Source organism: Fusicatenibacter sp., from assembly GCF_050872605.1.
GTDB lineage: Bacteria > Bacillota > Clostridia > Lachnospirales > Lachnospiraceae > Fusicatenibacter.
This window is the reverse complement of record NZ_JBNMHD010000048.1, coordinates 1-23512: the sequence shown is the minus strand read 5'-3', so window position 1 is coordinate 23512 and position 23512 is coordinate 1. Positions and strand designations below refer to the sequence as shown.

Sequence of the window (23512 nt, the reverse complement as noted above, 5' to 3'; positions counted from 1 at the left end):
TTTTACAGAAACCGTGCCTCCATCTTACAGATCGGGTTTCCGATTGAGGAAAACTTCTCCTCATATTCCGTCATTACATTTCCTTCTGAGAGAACCACATCGTGGTGCAGATCGTATGTGAATGCAGTGAGTTCCCATCCCTCGGCATTTTTCATCTCTTCAAGAGAAAAGTCAAACAGATCTTTGTTATCGGTTTTGAATTCCAGTGTTCCGTCCTTCTTTAAAATCTTCTCATACCGTGCAAGAAACTCATGCGATGTCAGTCTCCGTTTCGCATGGCGGTCTTTCGGCCACGGATCGGAGAAGTTGAGGTAAATGCGGTCTACCTCGCCCTCAGCAAACACTTCCGGAAGCTGGCGTGCATCCATGCGGATAAAGAACAGGTTTTTGATTTCTGTCTCTAATTTCTCCCGTTTCTGTACCGCGCGGAGCAGCACACTGTCGTACATCTCAATGCCGACGTAGTTGATCTCCGGGTGCAGAACCGCCATATCCATCAGGAAGCGTCCTTTTCCCATTCCAACCTCAATATGAATTGGATTTTCATTTCCAAAAACCTCAGCCCACCGTCCCCGGCAGCTCTCCGGCTCCTGCACAACGAACGGACAGGAAGCAATCACATCTTTTGATCCTCTGATATTTCTAAGGCGCATATGCGTAAAATTCCTTTCTTAAGTGATAAATATTAGAATAAAAGCCAATCATATCCAGTATATCATAGCTCCCGAAAAAGCAAAACAGAAAAATCCTGCTTTCAAAATTTCTGAGTTTTCAAAATACTGTATACAATATCAACCTGCACATAGCATTTCCTATCAGCAATATGACAATCGAATTGGATCCATATCGAAATCATATGAGGGACCGCCTTTTGGCTATTAATATTGGAAGAAAAAATATGACCCATTGGCTATTTTTAATCAAAAAGTCGATCGAAATCCCACTTTTTTTTACGATTTCAATATGTCAACTTTGGAAAAAAAGGTGTAGAATACTAACAGCAAAGATGCGGGAGTTTCTCCTGTACTTTTTGCCCTGTATATCAAAGTTGGTCAGTGGACCAGGTTTGATTGTTATGCAAATATCATAAGGAGGGAAAGCGATGCTATGGAATCTGTAATTAACAAACTTGCAGAGATCGAAACGGCTGCTACTAAGATTATGCAGGCTGCCGAGAATCAGAAGAAGCTCCAGGACGAGCAGCAGGAAGAGCGGATTGCAAAATTCGATGCAGATCTGGAAGCAGAAACGGCAAAGCGGATTGAAGAGATTACAACGAAACTTCATTCTACTACAGATGCGGATCAGAAAAAGCAGCGGGACTCTGCCGCCGAACTTCTATCTTCACTGGACGCTTATTACGAACAGAATCACGGAGCACTGTCCACGCAGATTTACGAAAACATTATAAGGAAGTGAAACGATGAGCGGTCTATTATCCTACAGCGGCCTTACCACAAAGATAAGAGCCATGCAGAGCCATCTTTTAAACGACCAGAATTTTCGGGAAATCGTGGAACTGGAGAGTGTACCGCAGGCAGTTTCTTATCTCAAACAGCATAAGGGCTATGAGGATCTGTTTGAGGGCTACAACGAAGCTGACCTTCACCGGGGTCAGATCGAGAAAATGCTGCGCCTGACGGTGTACCGGGATTTTTCCAAACTGTACCGTTTTGCAAATGTAGAGCAGAGAAAGTTCCTTGCGCTCTACTTCAAACGATACGAAGTGTCCGTTATCAAAGAATGCCTGAACACGGTATTTGATCACCGTGATGTGGTATTGAACCTGTCCATATTCGACGAGTTCTTTAACAAGCATTCCCAGCTGGACATCAATCTTCTGGCGTCCTCCAGGACGATCGAAGAACTGATTGCGAACCTGAAAGGGACAGAATATTATGCCCCGTTGTCGCAGCTCGCGGATATCGAGCGTCCGACCCTGTTCGACTATGAGATGACCCTGGATCTGTATTACTTTGCACAGATGTGGAAAGACAGATCAAAAGTAGTGACAAAGCGGGATCTGGAAGAGCTGACCGCTGCATGGGGAAGCAAGTTTGACATGCTGAACCTTCAGTGGATCTACCGTTCCAAACGCTATTATCACATGACCAGCGCACAAATCTACGCCCTGCTGATTCCGGTTCATCACCGGCTGAAAAAGGATGTGGTAAAGGCACTGGTAGAAGCCGAGAATATGAGTGCATTTTCCCAGCTGCTGGAACAAACCTATTATGCGAAACGGTATGATTCCTTCAAAGTCGATACGCTGGAATCCATGTATGCAGCCATTATGAAGCACATACTTTCCAGTGAATCCAGACAGGATCCTTATTCCGTTGCCACCATATACTCATACCTCTATCACAAAGAGCACGAGGTAAACCGGCTTATTATTGCACTCGAGTGCGTACGTTACCGTATCAGCGCTGACGAGGCAATGCAGCATATCGCAAAAACTTAATACACGGGGAGGTGTACTCATTGATTGTCAAGATGAAATTTTTGAGCATCACCGGGCCGAAAGCCGACATTGACCGTGTGGTCAACACTTATCTCTCAAAATATGAGATACATCTGGAAAACGCTCTGACGGAGTTGTCTACGATGCAGAATATCACACCGTATATCCAGATCAACCCATACAAAGAGACCTTAAAACAGGCGGAAGATTTTACAGCACTTCTGCCGGAAGACAAGCGTACCACCACAAAAAGACTTTCCCTGGAAGATGCCATCAACTGTGTCCATGGTTTGGATCACACCCTTGGCCAGTTGAACCAGGAGCGTACAGAACTGGAAGCAAAAAAGAAAGACTTGATGGAAAAAGCACAGAAAATCGAGCCGTTCCAGGATCTGCACTGCAATCTTTCCTCCATTCTGGATTTCCACTTTATCAAATTCAGATTCGGAAAGATCACAAAAGAGTATTACAACAAGTTTGAGAGCTACTGCTATGAGAATAGCGATACGGTATTCTACCGCTGCCATTCCGATGAGCAGTATGTATGGGGCATTTACTTCTGCCCGAGAGATCAGGTCACGAAAGTGGACGCCGTATTCTCATCCCTGCACTTCGAAAGAATCTACGTTCCGGACGAGTACAGCGGAACGCCGGAGGATGCTTACGCAGCACTTCAGGCAGAAATCAAAAAGACAGACGATGCACTCAGCGAGTGCTCACGGAAACTGGCAAAATGCCTTTCGGATTCCGCAGAGGATCTGGTTGCAGCAAAAGAGCAGTTAGAGCAGCTCTCCGGCAACTTTGATGTCCGTCGCCTGGCAGCCTGCACAAAATCCAAGAAGGAAACTTTCTATATTCTGTGCGGCTGGATGTCGGAAAAGGATGCCGCTTCCTTCCAGAAGGACATCGAAAACGACACAAATCTCTTCTGCTTTATCGAGGATGATGCAAACAACGTTCTGCGTCAGCCACCGACAAAGCTGAAAAACCCGAAAATCTTCCGTCCGTTTGAGATGTACGTGAAGATGTACGGACTGCCAAATTACAATGAAATTGACCCTACGATTATCGTAGGACTTACCTATGCCTTTATTTTCGGAATCATGTTTGCCGATGTAGGACAGGGACTGTGCCTGCTGATTGGCGGTGCACTGCTGTATCACTACAAGAAGATGGATCTGGCAGCGATCATGAGTACCTGTGCGGTATTCTCTGTGATCTTCGGATTCCTGTTCGGCAGCTTCTTCGGATTTGAGAATGTCATACCGGCCCTCTGGCTGCATCCGAAGGAAGCGATGACAACGCTTCCGTTCATCGGTTCGATGAACACCGTATTTGTCGCAGCGGTTGCATTTGGTATGTTCATGATTCTGACAGGAATGGTGCTGCATATGATCAATGCAGCAAGAAACCATAAGCTCGGCGAGCTTCTGTTCAGCCAGAACTCCCTGGCAGGCTTTATTTTCTACGGAGCCCTTGCCGTTACACTCGTTCTGCTGTTCAGCGGCCATAAAGCTCCGGCTGTCGGCGTGATGGTAGTCATGTTCGGAATCCCGCTTCTGGCGATCTTCTTAAAAGAGCCGCTGGAGCGTATCGTAGAGAAAAAAGGCAATGCACTTCCGGAGACCGGAAAGGGAATGTTCTTTGTACAGGCATTCTTCGAACTCTTCGATGTGCTTTTGAGCTACTTCTCCAACACAATTTCCTTCGTCCGTGTCGGCGCATATGCCGTCAGCCATGCGGCTATGATGGAGGTTGTTCTGATGCTCGGCGGAGCAACAGGAGGCGGAAGCATCAGCTGGCCTGTTATCATCATCGGAAACATCTTCGTTGCCTGCCTTGAGGCATTGCTGGTAGCGATCCAGGTACTTCGTCTGGAGTACTACGAGATGTTCAGCCGGTTCTACGAGGGAGACGGAAAACCGTTCGTTCCATTTCTGAAAAAAGAAGAGAAATAGATTACTATTCAGAGCCATGCGAAATGAAGCGAAGCGGAATCGAGAGAGGGCTCTGAATAGTAGCAAAGAGTAAATTGAAAAAAATGAATTAACTTCAGGAGGAAAACTATTATGAATTCAGCATTTGTACAGGTACTTACTGCAATCGCAATGGTATTAACCATCGTTGTTCCTATGACTTATTACTTCAAAGGTGAGCACAGCAAAAATCGTTACAAAAAATCTCTGGCAGCTAATGTAAGCGGCTTCTTCGGCCTTCTGCTGATCGCAACCGTTGTTTCCTTCGCAGGCGCAACAACTGCATCTGCTGCAACAGAAGCAGGCGCTGGTCTTGCAACCGGTCTTGGTTACATCGGTGCAGCTCTTGTTACAGGTCTTTCCGGTATTGGTTCCGGTATCGCCGTTGCATCTTCCGCAAGCGCAGCTCTTGGAGCAATCAGCGAAGACGGCAGCATCTTTGGTAAATCCATGATCTTCGTAGCTATGGCCGAAGGTATCGCTCTGTATGGTCTGATCATCTCCTTCATGATTCTTGGTAAACTTTGATTCCAAAACCGGAAGGTATTGATCTTCACCTTAAGTTGGAGGAATCATAAATGAAAATGTTCTTGATCAGTGATAACGTAGACACTCAGACGGGCATGCGCCTGGCCGGAGTGGAAGGCGTTGTCGTTCATGAGCGCGAGGAGCTTTATGATACACTGCAGAAAACACTGGCAGACAAAGAGATCGGAATTATTCTCCTTACAGAAAAGTTCGGGAAGGAATTCCCGGACATTCTGGAGGATGTCCGCCTCAACCATAAGCTTCCGCTGCTCATCGAAATTCCGGACCGCCACGGTACCGGAAGAGCGCCGGACTTTATCACTTCCTTTGTAAATGAATCTATTGGATTAAAACTGTAAGAATGCCCTGGAGGTGACACACATTGACTACTGAGGAAAAACTTCAGAATTTTTATAATCATTCCCTGGACAGTGCAAACCGTGAAGCAGAACGCGTGATCGGAGATCACCAGAAAGCTCTGGATAAGATTTTCGAGGAGCATAAAGCAACTGCAAGACGTCAGGCAGAAGAAGAAGTTGCTGCCGAGACCGAGAAAGCAAAACGTGATGTCAACAAGACACTGTCAGCGGATCAGCTTCATATCAGACGGAAGCTGTCCCGTAAAAATCTGGAATTAAAAGAAAAACTGTTTAAAGAAGTTCGTGAAAAACTTACCGCTTATAAAAAGGATCCATCCTATGAGGAGTATCTGGAGCGCAAAATCCGCGAAGCCGTTACGTTTGCCGGAAATGACAAACTGACCTTATATCTGGATCCGTCAGACGAAGCTCATAAGGCTTCCCTGGAGCAGAAACTCTCCGTAACCCTTACCATTTCGGCCATGCCGTTCCTTGGCGGCGTGCGCGCGGTCATTCCGGAGAAAAATATTCTGATCGATAATTCCTTCGAGACCCTTCTGAACGAAGAGCGGGAGAATTTCATCTTTCACGGAGGTGTAGAGCATGAATAAAACCGGAGTTATCTATGGAATCAACGGTCCGGTCGTATATCTGAAAGGAAACACCGGATTTAAAATGTCCGAGATGGTTTACGTTGGTAAAGAACGTCTGGTCGGCGAGGTTATTGCCCTGACAAAGGATACCACCACAGTACAGGTTTTCGAGGAAACCACAGGACTGAAACCAGGCGAAACAGTTACCGCATCCGGAGATGCCCTCTCCGTTACATTGGGACCTGGAATCCTGAACAATATTTTTGACGGTATTGAGCGTCCGCTGTCCGAGATTGCAAAGCAGTCCGGTAAATATATCAGCCGCGGCCTTACCGTAGATTCTCTGGATACAGAGAAAAAATGGGATGTCCATGTAACTGTTTCGGAAGGCGAAGAGCTGATGGGCGGCGCAATCATTGCAGAGACACAGGAAACCCGTTCCATCGTTCACAAATCGATGGTTCCGCCGGATGTCAACGGCACGGTTATCTGGGCTGCCAAAGACGGAAAGTACACCATCCTTGATCCGATTGTAAAACTGAAACTGGAAGACGGCACCGAAAAAGAGATCACACTGGCACAGAAATGGCCGATCCGTGTACCGCGTCCAACCCTGAAAAGATATCCGGCATCCGTTCCGCTGATCACAGGACAGCGTATCCTGGATACGATGTTCCCGATCGCAAAAGGCGGCACAGCAGCCATCCCTGGCGGATTCGGTACCGGAAAAACCATGACCCAGCACCAGATCGCAAAATGGTCTGATGCCGATATCATCATCTATATCGGATGTGGAGAGCGTGGAAACGAGATGACACAGGTTCTGGAGGAGTTCCAGGAACTGATCGACCCGAAGAGCGGCAACCCGCTGATGGACCGTACCACCCTGATCGCCAACACATCCAACATGCCTGTTGCAGCCCGTGAGGCATCTCTGTATTCCGGACTGACACTGGCTGAGTATTACCGCGATATGGGCTACGATGTAGCAATCATGGCAGACTCCACATCCCGTTGGGCAGAGGCACTTCGTGAGCTGTCCGGCCGTCTGGAGGAAATGCCTGCCGAGGAAGGTTTCCCGGCATATCTGGCATCCCGTCTGTCCGCTTTCTATGAGCGTGCCGGCATGATGCAGACCCTTTGCGGCGCAGAGGGAAGCGTATCCATCATCGGAGCCGTATCTCCGCAGGGTGGTGACTTCTCCGAGCCTGTTACCATGAACACCAAACGTTTCGTCCGCTGCTTCTGGGGACTGGACAAATCTCTGGCTTACGCCCGTCATTTCCCGGCGATCCACTGGCTGACCAGCTACAGTGAATACCTGCAGGATCTGTCGCCGTGGTACAAAGATCACGTAAACAAAAACTTCGTAGATATGCGAAACCAGTTAATGGGAATCCTGAACTCTGAGAGCTCCCTGATGGAAATTGTAAAACTGATCGGTAGCGATGTTCTTCCGGATGACCAGAAGCTGACCCTGGAAATCGCCAGAGTTATTCGACTGGGCTTCCTGCAGCAGAACGCATTCCATCCGGATGACACCTGCGTATCTCTGGAAAAACAGTACAAGATGATGGAAGTTATTCTTTATCTGTACAAGAAATCCAAAGCGCTCGTAACGATGGGCATGCCAATGTCCGTACTGAAAGAGGACAAGATCTTCGACCGCGTCGTTTCTATTAAATACGATGTACCGAATGACCGTCTGGATCTGTTTGACACATACAAAAAAGATATCGACACCTTCTACGATAAGGTACTCGAGAAGAATGGTTAAGGAGGGAATTCATCATGGCAATTGAATATTTAGGCCTTAGTGAGGTCAATGGCCCTCTGGTTGTTCTGGAAGGTGTAAAAAATGCTTCCTACGAGGAAATCGTAGAATTTACCGTAGACGGCAATGAGAAAAAACTGGGACGTATCGTTGCTGTATATGAAGACAAAGCCGTTATTCAGGTATTTGAGGGAACTTCGAGCATGTCTCTTACCAATACCCATACCCGTCTGACCGGACATCCGATGGAGATCGGACTTTCCGAGGAAATCCTGGGACGTACCTTCGACGGTATCGGAAAACCGATCGACCGTATGGGACCGATTGACGCAGAGGTAAGAAGAAACGTCAACGGCCTGCCGCTGAACCCGGTTACCCGTAAATACCCAAGAAACTATATCCATACCGGTATCTCTGCAATCGACGGTCTGACCACCCTGATTCGTGGACAGAAGCTGCCGATCTTCTCCGGAAACGGACTTCCGCACGACCAGCTGGCAGCACAGATCGTACAGCAGGCATCCCTGGGAGATTCTGATGAAAAGTTCGCAATCGTATTTGCCGCTATGGGTGTTAAATACGACGTAGCAGAGTTCTTCCGCCGGACCTTCGAGGAAAGCGGTGTATCTGACCACGTTGTTATGTTCCTGAACCTGGCAAATGACCCGGTTGTAGAGCGTCTGATCACTCCGAAGGTAGCGCTGACAGCTGCCGAGTACCTTGCATTCGAGAAAGGCATGCATATCCTGGTTATCCTGACCGATATCACATCCTTCTGCGAGGCTATGCGTGAGGTTTCCTCCTCCCGTGGAGAGATTCCTTCCCGTAAAGGTTATCCGGGATACCTGTACAGTGAGCTGGCTACGCTGTATGAGCGCGCCGGAATCGTACAGGGCGTAGAGGGATCCGTAACACAGATTCCGATCCTGACCATGCCAAACGATGATATCACGCACCCGATCCCTGACCTGACCGGTTACATCACCGAGGGTCAGATCGTACTGGACCGCCAGCTTCACGGCCAGTCTATTTACCCGCCAATCAGCGTACTGCCGAGTCTTTCCCGTCTGATGAAGGACGGTATCGGTGAGGGCTACACAAGAGCCGATCATCAGGACGTAGCGAACCAGCTGTTCTCCTGCTATGCAAAGGTAGGAGATGCACGTTCCCTGGCATCCGTTATCGGTGAGGATGAGCTTTCCCCGATCGATAAACAGTACCTGGTATTCGGTAATGAATTCGAGCATGAATTCATCGGCCAGGGAATGGATGAAAACCGTTCCATGGAAGATACGCTGAACAAGGCATGGGAGCTTCTTGGACTGCTTCCGAGAGAAGAGCTCGACCGTGTCAACACCAAGGTTCTGGATCAGTATTATCATCCGACCACCATTGATGCAGTAGCAAAAGCAAAGGCAGAAGCCGATGCCATGAATGAGTAAGCGAGAGGAGTGAGATCGGAATGGACCCGAATACCTTTCCTACCAAGGGAAACCTGATTCTTGCAAAGAACTCTCTGAAACTTGCCCACATGGGTTACGAGCTGATGGACAAGAAGCGGAATATTCTGATCCGCGAGCTCATGGGCCTGATCGATGAGGCAAAAGATATTCAGCGTCAGATCGATGTGACGTTCCGCGAAGCATATGCGGCGCTGCAGATTGCGAACATGGAGATCGGTATCACCAACGTACAGACCGTGTCCTATACCGTCCCGGTGGAGGAATCCATCCGGATTAAGACAAGGAGTATCATGGGCGTGGAAATTCCGCTGGTAGAGGCTGATCCGTCCGGACAGGCTCCGACGTATGCTTACTACAGCACGAAGGAGTCCCTGGATCAGGCAAGACAGGCCTTTGAAAAAGTAAAAGACCTGACCTTAAACCTTTCCATGATTGAGAACTCGGCATACCGCCTTGCTGCGGCAATCAAGAAAACGCAGAAGCGCGCCAATGCGCTGAAGAACATCACGATTCCGCATTACACCCAGCTGTCCAAGGATATCGCGGATGCACTGGAGGAGAAGGAGCGCGAGGAGTTCACACGACTGAAAGTCATCAAACAGAGAAAAAACAAGGCAAGCTGATAAGGCTTTCCCGGAATAGAGATGAAAAACCCGCTTGGGCCGCGAAGAGATTTGCGGTGCCGGGCGGGTTTTTATGTGTCATGCAAAAATATGTTTTTGGCTGTACTTTTTGTGCAAAAATTTTATAAAAATTTTCTATCTTTTTAAAATGGTCTTTGCTATAATATGTAAGGCGATTGTAAAGAAAAGTTAAGATTTTGTAAGCTGTAATGCTTTTTGGAGGCAGGAAGATGAAACACAAGAAACAGAAAAAAACGAAAAAAGCAGGACGCATTCTGCTGGCTGTGTTTGCAGTGCTGATCGGAACGCTTGGCGTGCTGCTGTTTACGTCCGAGCGCTGGATGCGGAAAACATGGCCGAATCTGAGCATGGAAGAGCTTGTTTACCAGTTAAAGGCTCCGATTGCCGGAACCAGCCATGATCTTCTGATGAGTTATGTCTGCTCAAGTGCGCTGATCGCAGCCGCAGCACTCATCCTTCTGATTCTGGTCAGCATTTTTCTTCGGGAAAAACGCAAAGCCCATGTGGCGTTCGGGATGATCTGTATCGCGGCAGGAGCCGCCAGCATTGTCTATTCCATCAATGACGTGTGGGCAGCGCTGGATGTAACAGATTATCTGAAAAATCAGAGCACGTACAATACCGTGGTAGAAGACAACTACGTAGATCCGGACCGCGTGAATATCACGTTCCCGGAACAGAAACGAAATCTGATCTATCTCTATCTGGAATCCATGGAGAGCACCTACGCAGACAAAGCCTCCGGCGGAGCATTCGATAAAAACTATATCCCGGAGCTGACCCAGCTTGCCGCAGACAACATCAGTTTTTCCAATTCGGAGCTGCTTGGCGGCGGCCAGCCTACCGTAAACGCAACCTGGACCATTGCCGGAATTTTCGCACAGACCTCCGGCCTGCCGCTCAGCATTGGAATCCAGCGGAACGAGATGGCATATCAGGACAGCTTCTTCCCGGAAATCAATACCCTGGGTGATGTCCTGGCGGATGAAGGCTACAAGCAGTATTTCTTCATCGGTTCAATCGGACAGTTCGGCGGCCGGGAAGAGTACTTTAAAGAGCACGGCGATTACGAAGTAGACGATTACAACTGGGCAATGGAAAACGGCCTGATCCCGGAAGGATATTACGAGTGGTGGGGTTATGAGGATGAAAAACTCTTCTCCTTCGCCAAAGACCGCCTGACCGAAATCGCAGCAGAGGGTGAGCCGTTCAACTTCACGATGCTGACCGCAGATACCCATTTCGAAGATGGATATCCGTGTGAACTCTGTGATGAGGAAAACGACGGCGACAACCAGTACGGAATGGTTCTGCACTGTTCGAGCAAACAGGTCACAGAGTTTGTTTCCTGGATTCAGCAGCAGGATTTCTATGAGAACACAACGATTGTGATCTCCGGCGACCATCTGACGATGGATTCCGACTTCTGCGAAGACATCGACCCGGATTACACCAGAACCGTATACAACGTGATCATCAACTCCCCGATCCAGCCGCAGCAGGAGAAAAACAGAAGTTTCACCACCATGGACATGTTCCCGACCACGCTTGCCAGCCTCGGTGCCACCATCGAGGGTGACCGCCTCGGCCTTGGAACGAACCTGTTTTCAGGTGAACAGACGCTTGCAGAGAAGCTGACCTTCGACCAGCTCAATGATGACCTCTCCCGGAAATCCAAATTCTTCGAAAAAATGGAAGAGCAGGTAACCTCCATCTGGACCAAAACCGACGAGGGCTGGAAGTTCTACATCGAAGACGAAGACCGCTGGGCCAAAGGCGAATGGGTCTCCCTGAACCCACACCGCTATGCGAACGATACCGAGCAGAGATACTACATCGATGCCAACGGCTATGCCGTGAAAGGATGGAAACTGATCGATGGAAAGTGGTACTACTTCTCCGTCGAGGGATGCTACCGTCTCCTGGAAGGACCTTGCGACGAACCGTTTGATGTGGATGAGTCGCAGTATTCTTAAAAAATAAAAAAGAGAAGGATTTTCGGCAGCAAAAAGCCGGGAATCCTTCTCTTTTTAATGCAGAATTGTGCCACTCCGCCTTTTGGCGGAATTTTCTGCATTTTTTGGTACAAAACGTATAAAGATTGTGAAATAAATAATTATCAATTGAATCATCTTACAAAACATGGTAAAATATGGCTATCAATCGGCGGACAAAGCGGAAAAAAGAAAGGGGATTTGAAAACAATGGGTTACAAATCAGACATTGAAATTGCACAGGAATGTACCATGCAGCCGATCACAGCGATCGCAGAAAAAGCAGGTATTGATGACAAATATCTGGAGCAGTACGGAAAGTACAAAGCAAAAATCGATTACAACCTGTTAAAAGACACCGATGCGGAGGATGGAAAACTGATCCTTGTTACAGCGATCAACCCGACACCGGCAGGAGAAGGAAAAACAACAACATCCGTAGGACTGGTAGACGGACTTTCCAAAATCGGCAAAAAAGCAATGGTTGCACTTCGTGAGCCATCCCTTGGACCGGTATTCGGCGTAAAGGGCGGAGCAGCAGGCGGCGGATACGCACAGGTTGTTCCAATGGAAGATATCAACCTTCACTTCACCGGTGACTTCCATGCAATCGGCGCAGCAAACAACCTGCTGGCAGCTATGATCGACAACCACATTTTCCAGGGCAACGCTCTGAATATCGATCCGAGAAAGATCACCTGGAAACGATGCGTAGATATGAATGACCGTCAGCTTCGAAGCGTTGTAGACGGCCTTGGCGGAAAGACAAACGGAATGCCAAGAGAAGACGGCTACGATATCACCGTAGCATCTGAGATCATGGCAGTTCTGTGTCTGGCAAGCGACATCTCAGATCTGAAAGAAAGACTTTCCAGAATCATTATCGGATATACCTACGGAAAAGTAGCTGAGCAGAAACCGGTAACCGCAGGCGATCTGCACGCAGAAGGCGCTATGGCAGCACTCTTAAAAGACGCTCTGAAACCAAACCTGGTACAGACTCTGGAAGGAACACCGGCCATCGTTCACGGCGGACCATTCGCAAACATCGCACATGGCTGCAACTCTGTAACAGCAACCAAAATGTGCCTGAAATTAGCAGATTACACCATCACAGAGGCAGGCTTCGGTGCCGACCTTGGTGCTGAGAAATTCCTCGACATCAAATGCCGTATGGCAGGTCTGAAACCGAACGCAGTTGTAGTCGTAGCAACTGTTCGTGCCCTGAAATACAACGGCGGCGTTCCGAAAGCAGAACTGAACGGCGAGAACCTGGAAGCTCTGGAGAAAGGTATGCCGAACCTTCTGAAACATGTAAGCAACATCACAAACGTATACAAACTGCCATGTGTCGTTGCCATCAACGCATTCCCGACCGATACCGAAGCAGAGCTGAAGCTGGTTGAGGAGAAATGCAAAGAGCTCGGTGTCAACGTTGTTCTGTCCGAGGTATGGGCAAAAGGCGGCGAGGGCGGCGTAGCCCTGGCAGAAGAAGTTGTCCGTCTCTGCGAGCAGCCGAACGATTTCACCTATGCATACGATCTGGAAGGCTCCATCGAAGAGAAACTGAACGCCATCGTTCAGAAGATCTACGGCGGAAGCAGAGTGGTTCTGACCGCAAATGCACAGAAACAGGCAAAACAGTTAGAGGCTCTCGGATTTGGCAACTGCCCGATCTGTATGGCAAAAACCCAGTACAGCCTGACCGACGATCAGACCAAACTCGGTGCACCGACCGGATTCGAAGTTACCGTACGTAACCTGAAAATCTCCGCAGGTGCAGGCTTCATCGTAGCCCTGACCGGTGATATCATGACCATGCCAGGTCTGCCGAAAGTTCCGGCAGCAGAGCGTATCGATGTAGACGCTACTGGAAAGATTACAGGACTGTTCTAATAACACAGGATATTGTCTTGAAAAGACAGAATAAAGCATGAAATAAAACACAGAAAAAAAGAGACATTCCTTCGTGAATGCCTCTTTTTTTACGTTTTTATTGCAAAATATTACAAAAGATAATATAATTTCTAATGATAACATGGAGAGAAAAGCAGATATAATATAGTAAAGGAGTTACTTACCAATGACATCGAAGAAAAAATTGAGAAGTCTTCTGGGCGGTACACTTTTTATGGCGCTGATGCTCAGCGTACATCCGACGACTGTTTCCGCGAGTGCTGTGGGGAGCAGCACGGTGATGGACCAGTCTGTGGAGACAGAGGATCAGCAGAGCGGGATACAGAGTGAAACGCAGACACAGGCTTCACAGGACAGCGGTGCTGTTATGCAGGCCAGTCAGAATGACTGGGTTAAGGCAGGCGACGGCGGCTGGTATTTTTATGAGAACGGACAGCTGAAAACAGGATGGCTTTACCAGAATGAAAACTGGTACTGGCTGGATCCGGACCGGAACGGCCGCATGGCAGAAAACAGCTGGTTCACATACGATAATAATCTTTATTATGCCAAGGGAGACGGAGCAATCTATAAAAATGGTTTTCAGGAAGTAGATGGAAATCTTTATTATTTCCGGAGCTGGGGTGGCATTCAGAGAAATGTGTATCTCAGCATCAGCGGAAAAATGTACTATGTACAGGAAAATGGTATCGTTGCCCGTGGAATAGTCAGAACAATGAATGGACATGGTGATCTCTGCGCATTTGATGATACGACGGGAGCGCAGATCACACAAAAAGGCTGGCTGAAAAAAGGCACATCATATTATTGGGTAAGAGAAGACGGCATCCTGCAGACCGGCTGGCTGCTGTACGATGATAACTGGTACTGGTTTGATGATAATGGTGTCATGATGGCATCCGGCTGGAAAGAAATCAACAACAATCTGTATTACTTCCGGAGCTGGGGCGGCATTTATAAAAACGGTTTCCAGAGCATCGGAGGAAACGAGTATTATTTCCGGAGCTGGGGTGGTGTATACCGAAGCACCTTCTTTACCGTAAAAGGAAAAACCTACATAGCGCAGAATGACGGATCGATCTATCATGCCAGTCAGACCGGCTGGGTTCAGCTGGGAGATCAGACTTACTGGATCAATCAGGATGGTTCTGTTCAGACCGGCTGGCTGAAGCTGGAAGGCAAATGGTACTGGCTGAAAGCGGACGGCACACGCGCTGCATCCGAATGGGTCACGTATGACAACAACCGATACTATTTCGACGGTGACGGTGTGATGTACACCGGAATGAAAGAGGTTGACGGAACAAGATATTATTTCCACAGCTGGGGCGGCGTTTACCGTAACGAATCTTTTACCTGGCAGGGAAAGAAATACTGGGCAAAAGATGACGGAACCTTCTATACCGGTGTCTGCGATATCAATGGAAAGAAATACTATTTTCTGGAAGACGGTGAGCAGATTACAAAAGAGGGCTGGTATCTGACCAACGGAACGTATTACTGGATCAACAAGGATACGTCGCTTCAGACCGGCTGGGTGAAATATGACAACAACTGGTACTGGATGAAAGAAGACGGTACGATGGCATCGTCTGAATGGATCACCTACGATAAAAACCGCTACTATTTCCACAGCTGGGGCGGCATGTACACCGGAATTCATACCATCGGCGGAACAAAATACGCATTCCAGAGCTGGGGCGGTCTGTACCATGATCAGACATTTACCATCGGCGGTAAAACATACTATGCCAATTCCGATGGAACATTTGCCACCGGCTGGGTGCAGAATGGCGGAAAAACATATTATTTCGATGAGGACGGTACAAGTCATACGGGCTGGCTGCTTCTGGACGGAACGTATTACTGGATCAACGCCAATGGAACCAGAAGAGATGACGAGCTGTTTCAGTATGACGGAAACTATTATTATGTAGACAAAAACGGCGTTATGGCGACAAGCGGCTGGGTATACTGGGATTATAACTATTATTATCCGAGAAGCTGGGGCGGCATGTACAAGAACGCGTTTATTACCTATGATAATAACCTCTATTACCTGGGATCTGATTCGAAAATGGCAATCGGCTGGCAGTCGATCGGTGGAAATACATACTATTTCCGAAGCTGGGGCGGCATGATAACCGGAAAACAGGTGATCAACGGAAAAACGTATGTGTTCGATGAAGACGGCAAGCTGGTACAGAGTCCGGACGGATTTGAACCATCCGCGCAGATCGGTGTCCGCACCGTACGGAACTTTCTGAAAAATGCACTGCTTCCGCTTGGAAATACGCTGTATATCTGGGGAGGCGGCCACACAGACGCAGAGGCAGAGAGTTACGGCGTCAATGCGCAGTGGAAACAATTCTTCAATACACAGGATTCCACCTACAACTATTCCGATCATCTGTATGAGTACGGAAAAGGTCTTGACTGTTCCGGCTATGTCGGATGGACCGCACATCAGGTGACGGAAGAGTATGCAACGACAACCTCCACCGAGATGCCGGCCTACTTTGCAAGAAAAGGCTGGGGAACCTGTGTGACAGGTGATACGTCCCAGAAATTTACGCCGGGTGATGTGGTCAGCAAGAGCGGCCATGTCTGGATGGTCATTGGCCAGTGCTCGGACGGCAGCGTGGTTGTCATTCATGCGACACCGCCGTATATTCAGCTTGGCGGAACCGTTTCTTCGACAGGAAGCATTAACAGCGAGGCTATTGAGCTGGCAAATGAATACATGAAAATGTATTATCCGGTTGCGTATGAGCGGTATGGTGTAAAAGTTCTTGACCGGTCCTATCTGACCGGTGTGAACCATTTCACCTGGAGCAGCAGTATCTTAAGCGACAGTGAAGGCTACCGCAGGAAGAAACCGGCAGAAATCCTGAACGATCTGTTCCATTAAAAATATCTTCTATAAAAAATAAGAGAGAATACAAAAAAACTTTGTGGTTCGTGTATTCTCTCTTTCTTTTTGCGCTGGAATTGTCTATACTAGAAGGTGCGTGAAAGACGCAGATCAGAAATACAAAAGAAAAAAATCTGGAAAATAAAAATACAAGGGGAGTAAACATGCGAAAGAGCTGGAAATGGGCGCTCTGTCTTGGCGCAGTGTCGTTGCTGCTGCTGGGCGGCTGCGGAAAAGAAAAGACGGAACCGGTGGATCTGGTACTGGTAACCGACGGCAGTGAGGTAGCCTCCGACGCCGTGTATCAGTCAGCATGGAACGGTCTTGCGCAGTATGGAGACGAGAGTGGTCTGAAATATGAAGCAAGTGTTCCGGCAGGACGGACAACAGAGGACTATGAAAACACCATCAAAGAGGCGGCGCAGAAGGGAGCATCCGTTATCGTCTGTGCCGGAACGAGCATGAGCCGCGCCGTTTACGACGCACAGCGCGACTGGAAGAAGGTCCGTTTTCTGCTGCTGGAGGCAGAACCGGTCAGTGAGAGCGGCCGCAGCCGTCTCCGCGGAAATACAGAAAGCCTGGAAATTGATGCATCTGAGGCCGGCTACCTGGCGGGCTATGCGGCAGTACAGGCGGGTTACACGCACCTGGGCTATATCGGACAGAAAAACGAAGAGAACGGAACAAAATACGGGACTGGTTATGCACTCGGTGCAGAGGCGGCCGCTGCGGATCTGGGGCTTGGAGAAAACAGCATCACGCTGGATTATACGTATCGGAAGAGCAGCAGCGTATCACCGTCGTATCTGGAAAAAATCAAAAGCTGGTACGGTGAGGGCGGACAGATTCTCTTCTCGGACGGTGCATCGTATCAGAATGTACTTGGCGCAGCAGCATCTGCGGCAGACGGGGCACTGATCGCAAACGGCGGCGTGGAGGAGTATGCCAATGCCGTGCTGAAAGTACGTCTGGATTATGGAACTGCAGTTTACAATGCGTTAAAAGAAATGAAACAAAAGGATTTTGAAGGCGGGAAAATTGTAACGCGCGGCGTGCCCGATCAGGAGATCAGCCTGGAATGGAACCAGGATGCGGTGCCGTCCTTTACAGAGGATCAGTACCGGGCACTCTGTGCGAAATTCTCCGCAGAGGACTTTTCAATCCCCGACGGCGATGCGCTTTCCTCGCCGGATCAATACAAATTGAGTTGTGTGAGTGTACAGAAGGTAAAATAACATGTATCGTTACTGTTCACGAATTGTTTACAAAAAGGCGGGATATTTTTCCTTGCATCTATTTGTGAATTGTGATATTATGTAAAAAGAATTGGGAAAAATATTTCAAAATTGTTACAGAATAATTGAATTTCTAAGAAACAGGTAAAACTGGAAACAGAAATCCTACATACAACGAATCAATTTGGGAGTGAAAGAATGAGAAAAAAATTTCTTGCCTTAAGTTTAGCAGTGATCGTAAGTGCAGCTCAGGTAATGACAGTAAGCGCCTCCAAACAGGAGCAGTTACAGCAGCAGCGGGCAGCACAGGCCGAGACCAGCGCACAGCTTGACAACGCAAAAGCAGAAATCGACGATCTGGAAACCAAAAAGAATCAGATTACCGGCGAGATTGATGACCTGGACGCACAGCTTGTCGTAACCATGGCATCCGTTGAAAATCTGAAAAATGAAATTGCAGAGAAACAGACTGAGATTGAAGATACTCAGAAAAAATTAAGCAATGCACAGGCAGAAGAGGACGAGCAGTACGAGCAGATGAAAAAACGTATCAAATTCCTCTATGAAAGCGGCGGAGACAACGGCTGGGCAGCACTGATTCTGGAAGGAAAAGACTTAAGCAGCATCCTGAACCAGGCTGAGTACACCCAGAAATTATACAAATACGACAGAGAGTGCCTGCAGGAGTACATGGATCTGGTACAGCAGGTAACGGATTACAGCAATCAGCTCGCAGACGAGAAAGCAGACCTGGAAGCCAGCGAGGCAGAGCAGGAAGCACAGCAGCAGTCCCTCGAGGAAATGCTCGAGCAGAAGAAAGCCGTTTCCGATGACTACGAGAACCAGATTGCAGACCTGAATGACATGGCTGCACAGTACAACGCAGTCCTGGCAGAGCAGAACGCAAAGATCCAGCAGATTCAGGAAGAGATTGTAGCCGAAGAAGCAGCAAAAGCCGCTGAGGAAGCAAGAAAAGCCGAAGAGGCACGTCAGGCAGCAGAAGCAGCCGAGGCAGCGCGCCAGGCAGAAGCTGCAAGACAGGCGGAAGCAGAAGCAGCCGCAAGCAGTGCTGCAAATAATACAACGACGGCAGGCAACACACCGTCCAGCACAGGAAGCTCCACCACGACAACAACACCGTCTAACGGAGGAAGCTCTTACGATGATTCTTCGTCCAGCGATACCAGCAGCTCCGGCAGCACCGGAAGTGCAACAGGAAGCGCCATCGTATCCTATGCAACTCAGTTCATCGGCAACCCGTACGTATGGGGCGGCACAAGCCTTACCAACGGAGCTGACTGCTCCGGCTTTATCATGAGCGTTTACGCACACTTCGGATACAGCCTTCCGCATTCCTCCAGCGCACTGCGCAGCGTAGGACGCGGCGTATCTTATGCAGAAGCTCAGCCGGGCGATATCATCTGCTACAGCGGCCACGTAGCCATCTACATCGGCGGCGGTGCAATCGTACACGCAAGCAATGAGCGCGACGGTATCAAGATCAGCAGCAATGCAGCGTATACCACGATTCTTGCGGTAAGACGTGTGGTTTAAAAAAGAATTACATAGTAAGAATTTTCAGATCCCGGGAAATAAAAAATCCCGGGATCTTTTTTCGTATTTTGCGGAAAAGCGGGTGCATCTGCGTTAAAACTGTGCTATACTAAAGCACATCGGAGATACAAGGGCGTATTGACCAGAAGAAGGTTAATGCGCCTTTTTTGCGGGAAACGAGCCAGAGTCTGTGCTTACACGAGACATCGGCGATTGCCATGAAAGCTTGGGAAATTCATGAAGTGTGTTTCTTGGGATCAGCAGGAAGGAGAAGGGAGAATAAAACATGAAACTGGAAAATTATGAAGTTCATCTGCCAAACTATTCCATCGGAGAGACTATTTACGACAAGATAGGCCCGGTATGTGAGTCGTATGGAAAGACCATTCTTGTAATTGGAGGAGAGAAAGCGCTTGCCGCTGCCTATGATAAAATCAAAGCAGCGGTGGATGAGACGAATCTTGTCATCATTGGAAAAGAGATTTTCGGAAAAGACTGCACGTATCAGACGGTCGAGCGTCTGCGGAGCATGAAACTGTATCAGCTTGCCGATATGGTTTTCGGCGTAGGCGGCGGAAAAGCGCTTGATACCGTAAAATGTCTCTGCATCACGGACGACAAGCCGGTTTTCACGTTCCCGACCATCGCATCGAACTGCGCGGCATGCACATCGGTTTCGATTATGTATAACGAGGACGGTACGTTCCTGAAACCGCATTTCTTCATCCGCCCGGCCATGCATGCGTTCATTGACACGGAGATTATCGCCAAAGCACCGTATCAGTATCTGTGGGCGGGAATCGGCGACACATATGCAAAATATTATGAAGCGACGATTTCCTCACGGAATGAGCGGCTGGAGCATTTCACATCGCTTGGTGTCGCGCTCAGCCAGATGTGCCGCAACCCGCTGCTGGCATACGGTCCAAAGGCGTTTGTGGATCACAAACAGAAGCTCTGTACTTACGATGTGGAGCAGGTCATTCTGGCAATCGTGGTGACGACAGGAATCGCTTCCATTTTCCTGACGAAGGATTTCACACCGGATTACAACAGTGGCCTGGCGCACGCCGTTTTCTATGCGCTGACCTCGTACCCGGTGATCGAGGAACGGCATCTCCACGGGGAAGTCGTAGGATTCGGCGTTCTGCTTGCTCTGCTTGTCGACGGACAGGAAGAGGAGTTCGAGAAAGTCTATGAACTGAACCGCAGTATCGACCTCCCGGTGTCGCTGGAGCAGATCGAGATTTCTGAGGGGCAGTGGAAGGAAAGTATGACGCGCATCCCGGAGATGTCCGATGTGAAACATTATCCGTACCGCGTGACACCGGAGATGCTCGATGCGGCGATGACAAAACTGAAGGAGAGGGTGAAGAAAGATGAGTAAGAAAAACAAAGCAGGATCGATGATTCTCGGCGTGGCGTTCGTTTGGTTCACCACCCATTTCGGAGGAGGCTTCGCTTCGGGAGCACAGATTTACAGCTATTATGTAAGATACGGTATCTGGAGTCTTTTTCTGCCGCTCTTTGCAATGGCGTACAACGGTGTGTTCTTTGCATACTGCCTCTATTTCGCGCGGAAGCATGAGGTTTACGATTATCGTTCCTATAATAATGCCTTTTACGGCAGATTCGCGCCGCTGTTTTCCAATCTGTTTGAGCTCTTGTACCTCTGCGTTATGTGTGTCGCTCCGGCCGTTGCCTTCGCAACCGGAGGGGCAACACTGAGTACCCTGACCGGTCTGCCGTACCTGCTCTGTACGTTTCTGATCGGAGCCTTTATTTTCGTCGTTTCGGTCTTCGGAACCGATCTGGTACGGAAAGTAGCATCGGTACTGTCGATCTGCATTATCGCCGGCCTGCTGATCGTCTACGTCCCGAACATCATCGCCGGAGCCGGAAACATTGCCGACACGGTGAGCGCCATGAAAGCCGCAGACCTCCCGTTCGGGAAAGCGTTGTATGCAGCGTTCGTGTACGGAACCTTTCAGCTCGCCAATGTCGCGGTTTTTGTCCAGCATGCGAAATCCTTTGAAAGGCCGGAGGACGCCGGAAAAAGTATGGCTCTCGGCACGGTGTTAAATGCACTGATGATGATTATGGTCGTTCTCGGAATTATGACCATATATCAGAATCCGGAAATGAGCCGGCAGAGCGTCCCGACGCTCTTTATGGTTCAGCAGGGCGTCGGCAGTAAATTTATGACACCGCTGATTTCTGTTCTGATCATCCTCGGTGCCGTATCCACAGCTGTCAACATGGTTGCCGCCATGGTCAAACGAATCCACGACGGCCTCGCCAAGAGAAGGGGAAATACCGAAACCCCAGGCAAAATTACCCGCACCCAGATTCTCGCCGCGCTTGTCTGCTGCATCGCGGATTTCCTTATCGCACAGTTTGGTCTGCTGACGCTGATCCAGAAGGCGTACAGCATCCTGGCATACCTGGCAATCCCGGTCATCTTGGTGCCGTACGTGGTGCACATGGCGGTGACGCGGTTTGATACGAAATGAAATATGCTGCCTGTTATGCATCATAGAGTAAAAAAAAATTGCGGAGTCCTGCAAAGAAAAGGGCTTCGCAATTTTTGTGTTTACAGGAAGGTTTGACTTAAAATGCAGGATAGGCAAAAACGAAAAATTACGTTAAAATAAACATACAAGTATTCCGAATAAAACAGAAGAAAAATCAGGGGGAATCTGATATGGAGGAGCGGAAAAGACAACGGGAAAGAAAATCAGCGGCATACTGGCTGAGCAAATGTTCTGTTTTGTATCCGATAGGCATCTTGTATGTGATGTATGTAAAACAGGTTGAAGTATATATTACAGAACTGTCCGTTCATATTTCGTCGGGGACAATGCTTTTTGCCTATGCGCTGTGCCTGATTTTGTGGCTGGCCTCACCCATTCGAAGCTATTGTGCAGATGGAACTGCAAATGAAGTTTTATTCTATGCATTTCCGCCGAGCATACTGATGCTGTTTTTATTTGCCCAATATTCACTGAAAATTGTGTTGTTTCTTGCAGCGCTGGATGGGATATTTTTTGTTACGGTTTTAAGAGATTTACATAGAAAAAAACGAAAATATTCTCCAAAAAAATTCTGGAGATTAAAAAGAAGTGACATAAATGCATTTCTGTTTGTTTCGGTATGCGTGTGTATGGTGCCGACGTGTATGATACTATATCAGAAGTTTGAATCTCCGTCCGGAGCGGCAGAACTTTACGAACGAGAAAAGGACTATAACCTTGTTCAGAATCAGGAGACCATTTTTTGGGAAAATAAAGAATTTCTGCTGAGCTTAAAGGAGAGCGAGTGGAGGCAAAAAACACTGGAAGAAAGAACAATTGCAGCACAGAAGATGGTACGGCTTGAAACAGAACGACTTGGAATTCCCGAAATTCCGCTGTATGTGAAAGAGACAGGATCATCGAATTGCGTTGCATTATATAATAACGAAGAGAACGAAATATGGTATGCTCCAGAGCATTTAACATCTCAGACAGCAGAAGAATTTTTTACGGGAATTTGCGAAGAATGTTATCATGGAATGGAGTATTATCTGCTGGAGCGAATGGACTGGAATTCGGAAATGGCAAATACTGCTTATTTTGAAGAAATGAGGAAGTGGAAACTAAATGATAATCGCTACATATCTGGACGCGACGAGGGCAATTCGTTTGAAGCATATCAATCGCAGCCTCTGCAAAAAAGTATGCCAGTTCGGAAACGGAAGCACTGATTCATTTTATTGCTGTGTATGGCAATAAATAATTTCTTTTTGACGGAACCCAACACAAAGCTTGGCCGGATACGGCACATGATTGTCCGATACTTCGCATCGGAGTGATGCATGAACAGCCTGTTTCAGAAAGAGAAAATCTATCGAAATGGGAGCTTTTCTATTTCTGAAACAGGCTGCCCCTGCACCACAAAATCACCGTCATCTCCATTTATAGCAATCCCCGAAAATAATGCAAAAAATTCAGCACCGCAGAGCGTGAATTACTGCGTCACAGATTTTCGTCGTACCCCGGTACGCCTTCAAATCTGTTCCTTGCAATTCGCGCTCTGCAGCACTGCCTTTTTTGCAT

At 48.2% G+C, this 23512-nt stretch carries 19 protein-coding genes; 18 read left to right on the top strand and 1 reads right to left on the bottom strand.

Annotated elements, in window-relative coordinates:
- Positions 1 to 2 precede the first annotated feature (2 nt).
- Entirely contained in the window at positions 3 to 653 is a 651-nt protein-coding gene (gene trmB / locus ACY2VT_RS12515; RefSeq protein ID WP_461880112.1) for a tRNA (guanosine(46)-N7)-methyltransferase TrmB, read from the bottom strand.
- Positions 654 to 1107: 454 nt separating this feature from the next.
- On the opposite strand from trmB, the gene ACY2VT_RS12510 reads away from it, so the two are divergent.
- The 18 genes from ACY2VT_RS12510 to ACY2VT_RS12425 form a co-directional block, all read left to right on the top strand.
- Complete coding sequence (locus tag ACY2VT_RS12510) at positions 1108 to 1419, top strand: hypothetical protein (protein WP_055220224.1); 312 nt, start codon at positions 1108 to 1110, stop codon at positions 1417 to 1419.
- A gap of 4 nt (positions 1420 to 1423) precedes the next feature.
- Positions 1424 to 2464, top strand: a complete 1041-nt coding sequence (locus tag ACY2VT_RS12505) for a V0D/AC39 family V-type ATPase subunit (RefSeq protein WP_022461690.1) — start codon at positions 1424 to 1426, stop codon at positions 2462 to 2464.
- Positions 2465 to 2475: 11 nt separating this feature from the next.
- Positions 2476 to 4422, top strand: a complete 1947-nt coding sequence (locus tag ACY2VT_RS12500; protein WP_461880111.1) for a V-type ATP synthase subunit I — start codon at positions 2476 to 2478, stop codon at positions 4420 to 4422.
- 111 nt (positions 4423 to 4533) lie between these two features.
- The gene (locus ACY2VT_RS12495; RefSeq protein WP_461874618.1) at positions 4534 to 4968 is read left to right on the top strand and encodes an ATP synthase subunit C; all 435 of its coding nucleotides are present in this window, start codon (positions 4534 to 4536) and stop codon (positions 4966 to 4968) included.
- 50 nt (positions 4969 to 5018) lie between these two features.
- Complete coding sequence (locus tag ACY2VT_RS12490) at positions 5019 to 5327, top strand: V-type ATP synthase subunit F (RefSeq protein WP_055220228.1); 309 nt, start codon at positions 5019 to 5021, stop codon at positions 5325 to 5327.
- Positions 5328 to 5350: 23 nt separating this feature from the next.
- Complete coding sequence (locus ACY2VT_RS12485) at positions 5351 to 5938, top strand: V-type ATP synthase subunit E (protein ID WP_055220230.1); 588 nt, start codon at positions 5351 to 5353, stop codon at positions 5936 to 5938.
- Positions 5931 to 7697: a V-type ATP synthase subunit A gene (locus ACY2VT_RS12480; RefSeq protein WP_022461685.1), complete on the top strand. Its 1767-nt coding sequence runs from the start codon at positions 5931 to 5933 to the stop codon at positions 7695 to 7697. Before ACY2VT_RS12485 ends, ACY2VT_RS12480 begins: the two co-directional genes overlap by 8 nt.
- A 14-nt stretch (positions 7698 to 7711) precedes the next feature.
- Positions 7712 to 9136 carry a V-type ATP synthase subunit B gene (locus ACY2VT_RS12475; RefSeq protein ID WP_022461684.1) on the top strand — a complete coding sequence of 475 codons (1425 nt, stop codon included), beginning with the start codon at positions 7712 to 7714 and terminating at the stop codon, positions 9134 to 9136.
- A gap of 20 nt (positions 9137 to 9156) precedes the next feature.
- Positions 9157 to 9780, top strand: coding sequence for a V-type ATP synthase subunit D (locus ACY2VT_RS12470; protein WP_022461683.1), 624 nt, complete (start codon positions 9157 to 9159; stop codon positions 9778 to 9780).
- A 230-nt stretch (positions 9781 to 10010) separates the two neighbouring features.
- On the top strand, positions 10011 to 11777 hold the full coding sequence (locus ACY2VT_RS12465) for a sulfatase-like hydrolase/transferase (RefSeq protein ID WP_461880110.1): 1767 nt from the start codon (positions 10011 to 10013) through the stop codon (positions 11775 to 11777).
- Positions 11778 to 12005: 228 nt separating this feature from the next.
- Positions 12006 to 13691, top strand: coding sequence for a formate--tetrahydrofolate ligase (locus tag ACY2VT_RS12460; RefSeq protein WP_055267749.1), 1686 nt, complete (start codon positions 12006 to 12008; stop codon positions 13689 to 13691).
- Positions 13692 to 13878: 187 nt separating this feature from the next.
- Positions 13879 to 16623 (top strand): N-acetylmuramoyl-L-alanine amidase family protein, encoded by a 2745-nt coding sequence (locus tag ACY2VT_RS12455; protein ID WP_461880109.1) that lies wholly within the window; start codon positions 13879 to 13881, stop codon positions 16621 to 16623.
- A gap of 167 nt (positions 16624 to 16790) precedes the next feature.
- Positions 16791 to 17861 carry a BMP family ABC transporter substrate-binding protein gene (locus ACY2VT_RS12450; protein WP_461880108.1) on the top strand — a complete coding sequence of 357 codons (1071 nt, stop codon included), beginning with the start codon at positions 16791 to 16793 and terminating at the stop codon, positions 17859 to 17861.
- Between the two features lie 198 nt (positions 17862 to 18059).
- Positions 18060 to 19415, top strand: coding sequence for a C40 family peptidase (locus ACY2VT_RS12445; RefSeq protein ID WP_461880107.1), 1356 nt, complete (start codon positions 18060 to 18062; stop codon positions 19413 to 19415).
- Between the two features lie 286 nt (positions 19416 to 19701).
- Positions 19702 to 20802, top strand: a complete 1101-nt coding sequence (locus ACY2VT_RS12440) for an iron-containing alcohol dehydrogenase family protein (protein WP_461880106.1) — start codon at positions 19702 to 19704, stop codon at positions 20800 to 20802.
- Positions 20795 to 21928: a YkvI family membrane protein gene (locus tag ACY2VT_RS12435; protein ID WP_461880105.1), complete on the top strand. Its 1134-nt coding sequence runs from the start codon at positions 20795 to 20797 to the stop codon at positions 21926 to 21928. Before ACY2VT_RS12440 ends, ACY2VT_RS12435 begins: the two co-directional genes overlap by 8 nt.
- A 191-nt stretch (positions 21929 to 22119) precedes the next feature.
- Positions 22120 to 23160 carry a hypothetical protein gene (locus tag ACY2VT_RS12430; protein ID WP_461880104.1) on the top strand — a complete coding sequence of 347 codons (1041 nt, stop codon included), beginning with the start codon at positions 22120 to 22122 and terminating at the stop codon, positions 23158 to 23160.
- Between the two features lie 111 nt (positions 23161 to 23271).
- The coding region (locus tag ACY2VT_RS12425) for a hypothetical protein (RefSeq protein WP_461880103.1) at positions 23272 to 23512 on the top strand (241 nt) is incomplete at its 3' end.

Excerpts from the sequence above, each read along its gene's own strand:
- ACY2VT_RS12450 (WP_461880108.1), top strand. The coding sequence starts at position 16,791 with ATGCGAAAGAGCTGGAAATGGGCGCTCTGTCTTGGCGCAGTGTCGTTG.
- ACY2VT_RS12470 (WP_022461683.1), top strand. The coding sequence starts at position 9,157 with ATGGACCCGAATACCTTTCCTACCAAGGGAAACCTGATTCTTGCAAAG.
- ACY2VT_RS12455 (WP_461880109.1), top strand. The coding sequence starts at position 13,879 with ATGACATCGAAGAAAAAATTGAGAAGTCTTCTGGGCGGTACACTTTTT.
- ACY2VT_RS12445 (WP_461880107.1), top strand. The coding sequence starts at position 18,060 with ATGAGAAAAAAATTTCTTGCCTTAAGTTTAGCAGTGATCGTAAGTGCA.
- ACY2VT_RS12480 (WP_022461685.1), top strand. The coding sequence starts at position 5,931 with ATGAATAAAACCGGAGTTATCTATGGAATCAACGGTCCGGTCGTATAT.
- ACY2VT_RS12475 (WP_022461684.1), top strand. The coding sequence starts at position 7,712 with ATGGCAATTGAATATTTAGGCCTTAGTGAGGTCAATGGCCCTCTGGTT.
- ACY2VT_RS12435 (WP_461880105.1), top strand. The coding sequence starts at position 20,795 with ATGAGTAAGAAAAACAAAGCAGGATCGATGATTCTCGGCGTGGCGTTC.
- trmB (WP_461880112.1), bottom strand. The coding sequence starts at position 653 with ATGCGCCTTAGAAATATCAGAGGATCAAAAGATGTGATTGCTTCCTGT.
- ACY2VT_RS12440 (WP_461880106.1), top strand. The coding sequence starts at position 19,702 with ATGAAACTGGAAAATTATGAAGTTCATCTGCCAAACTATTCCATCGGA.
- ACY2VT_RS12495 (WP_461874618.1), top strand. The coding sequence starts at position 4,534 with ATGAATTCAGCATTTGTACAGGTACTTACTGCAATCGCAATGGTATTA.
- ACY2VT_RS12490 (WP_055220228.1), top strand. The coding sequence starts at position 5,019 with ATGAAAATGTTCTTGATCAGTGATAACGTAGACACTCAGACGGGCATG.
- ACY2VT_RS12430 (WP_461880104.1), top strand. The coding sequence starts at position 22,120 with ATGGAGGAGCGGAAAAGACAACGGGAAAGAAAATCAGCGGCATACTGG.
- ACY2VT_RS12460 (WP_055267749.1), top strand. The coding sequence starts at position 12,006 with ATGGGTTACAAATCAGACATTGAAATTGCACAGGAATGTACCATGCAG.
- ACY2VT_RS12505 (WP_022461690.1), top strand. The coding sequence starts at position 1,424 with ATGAGCGGTCTATTATCCTACAGCGGCCTTACCACAAAGATAAGAGCC.
- ACY2VT_RS12510 (WP_055220224.1), top strand. The coding sequence starts at position 1,108 with ATGGAATCTGTAATTAACAAACTTGCAGAGATCGAAACGGCTGCTACT.
- ACY2VT_RS12465 (WP_461880110.1), top strand. The coding sequence starts at position 10,011 with ATGAAACACAAGAAACAGAAAAAAACGAAAAAAGCAGGACGCATTCTG.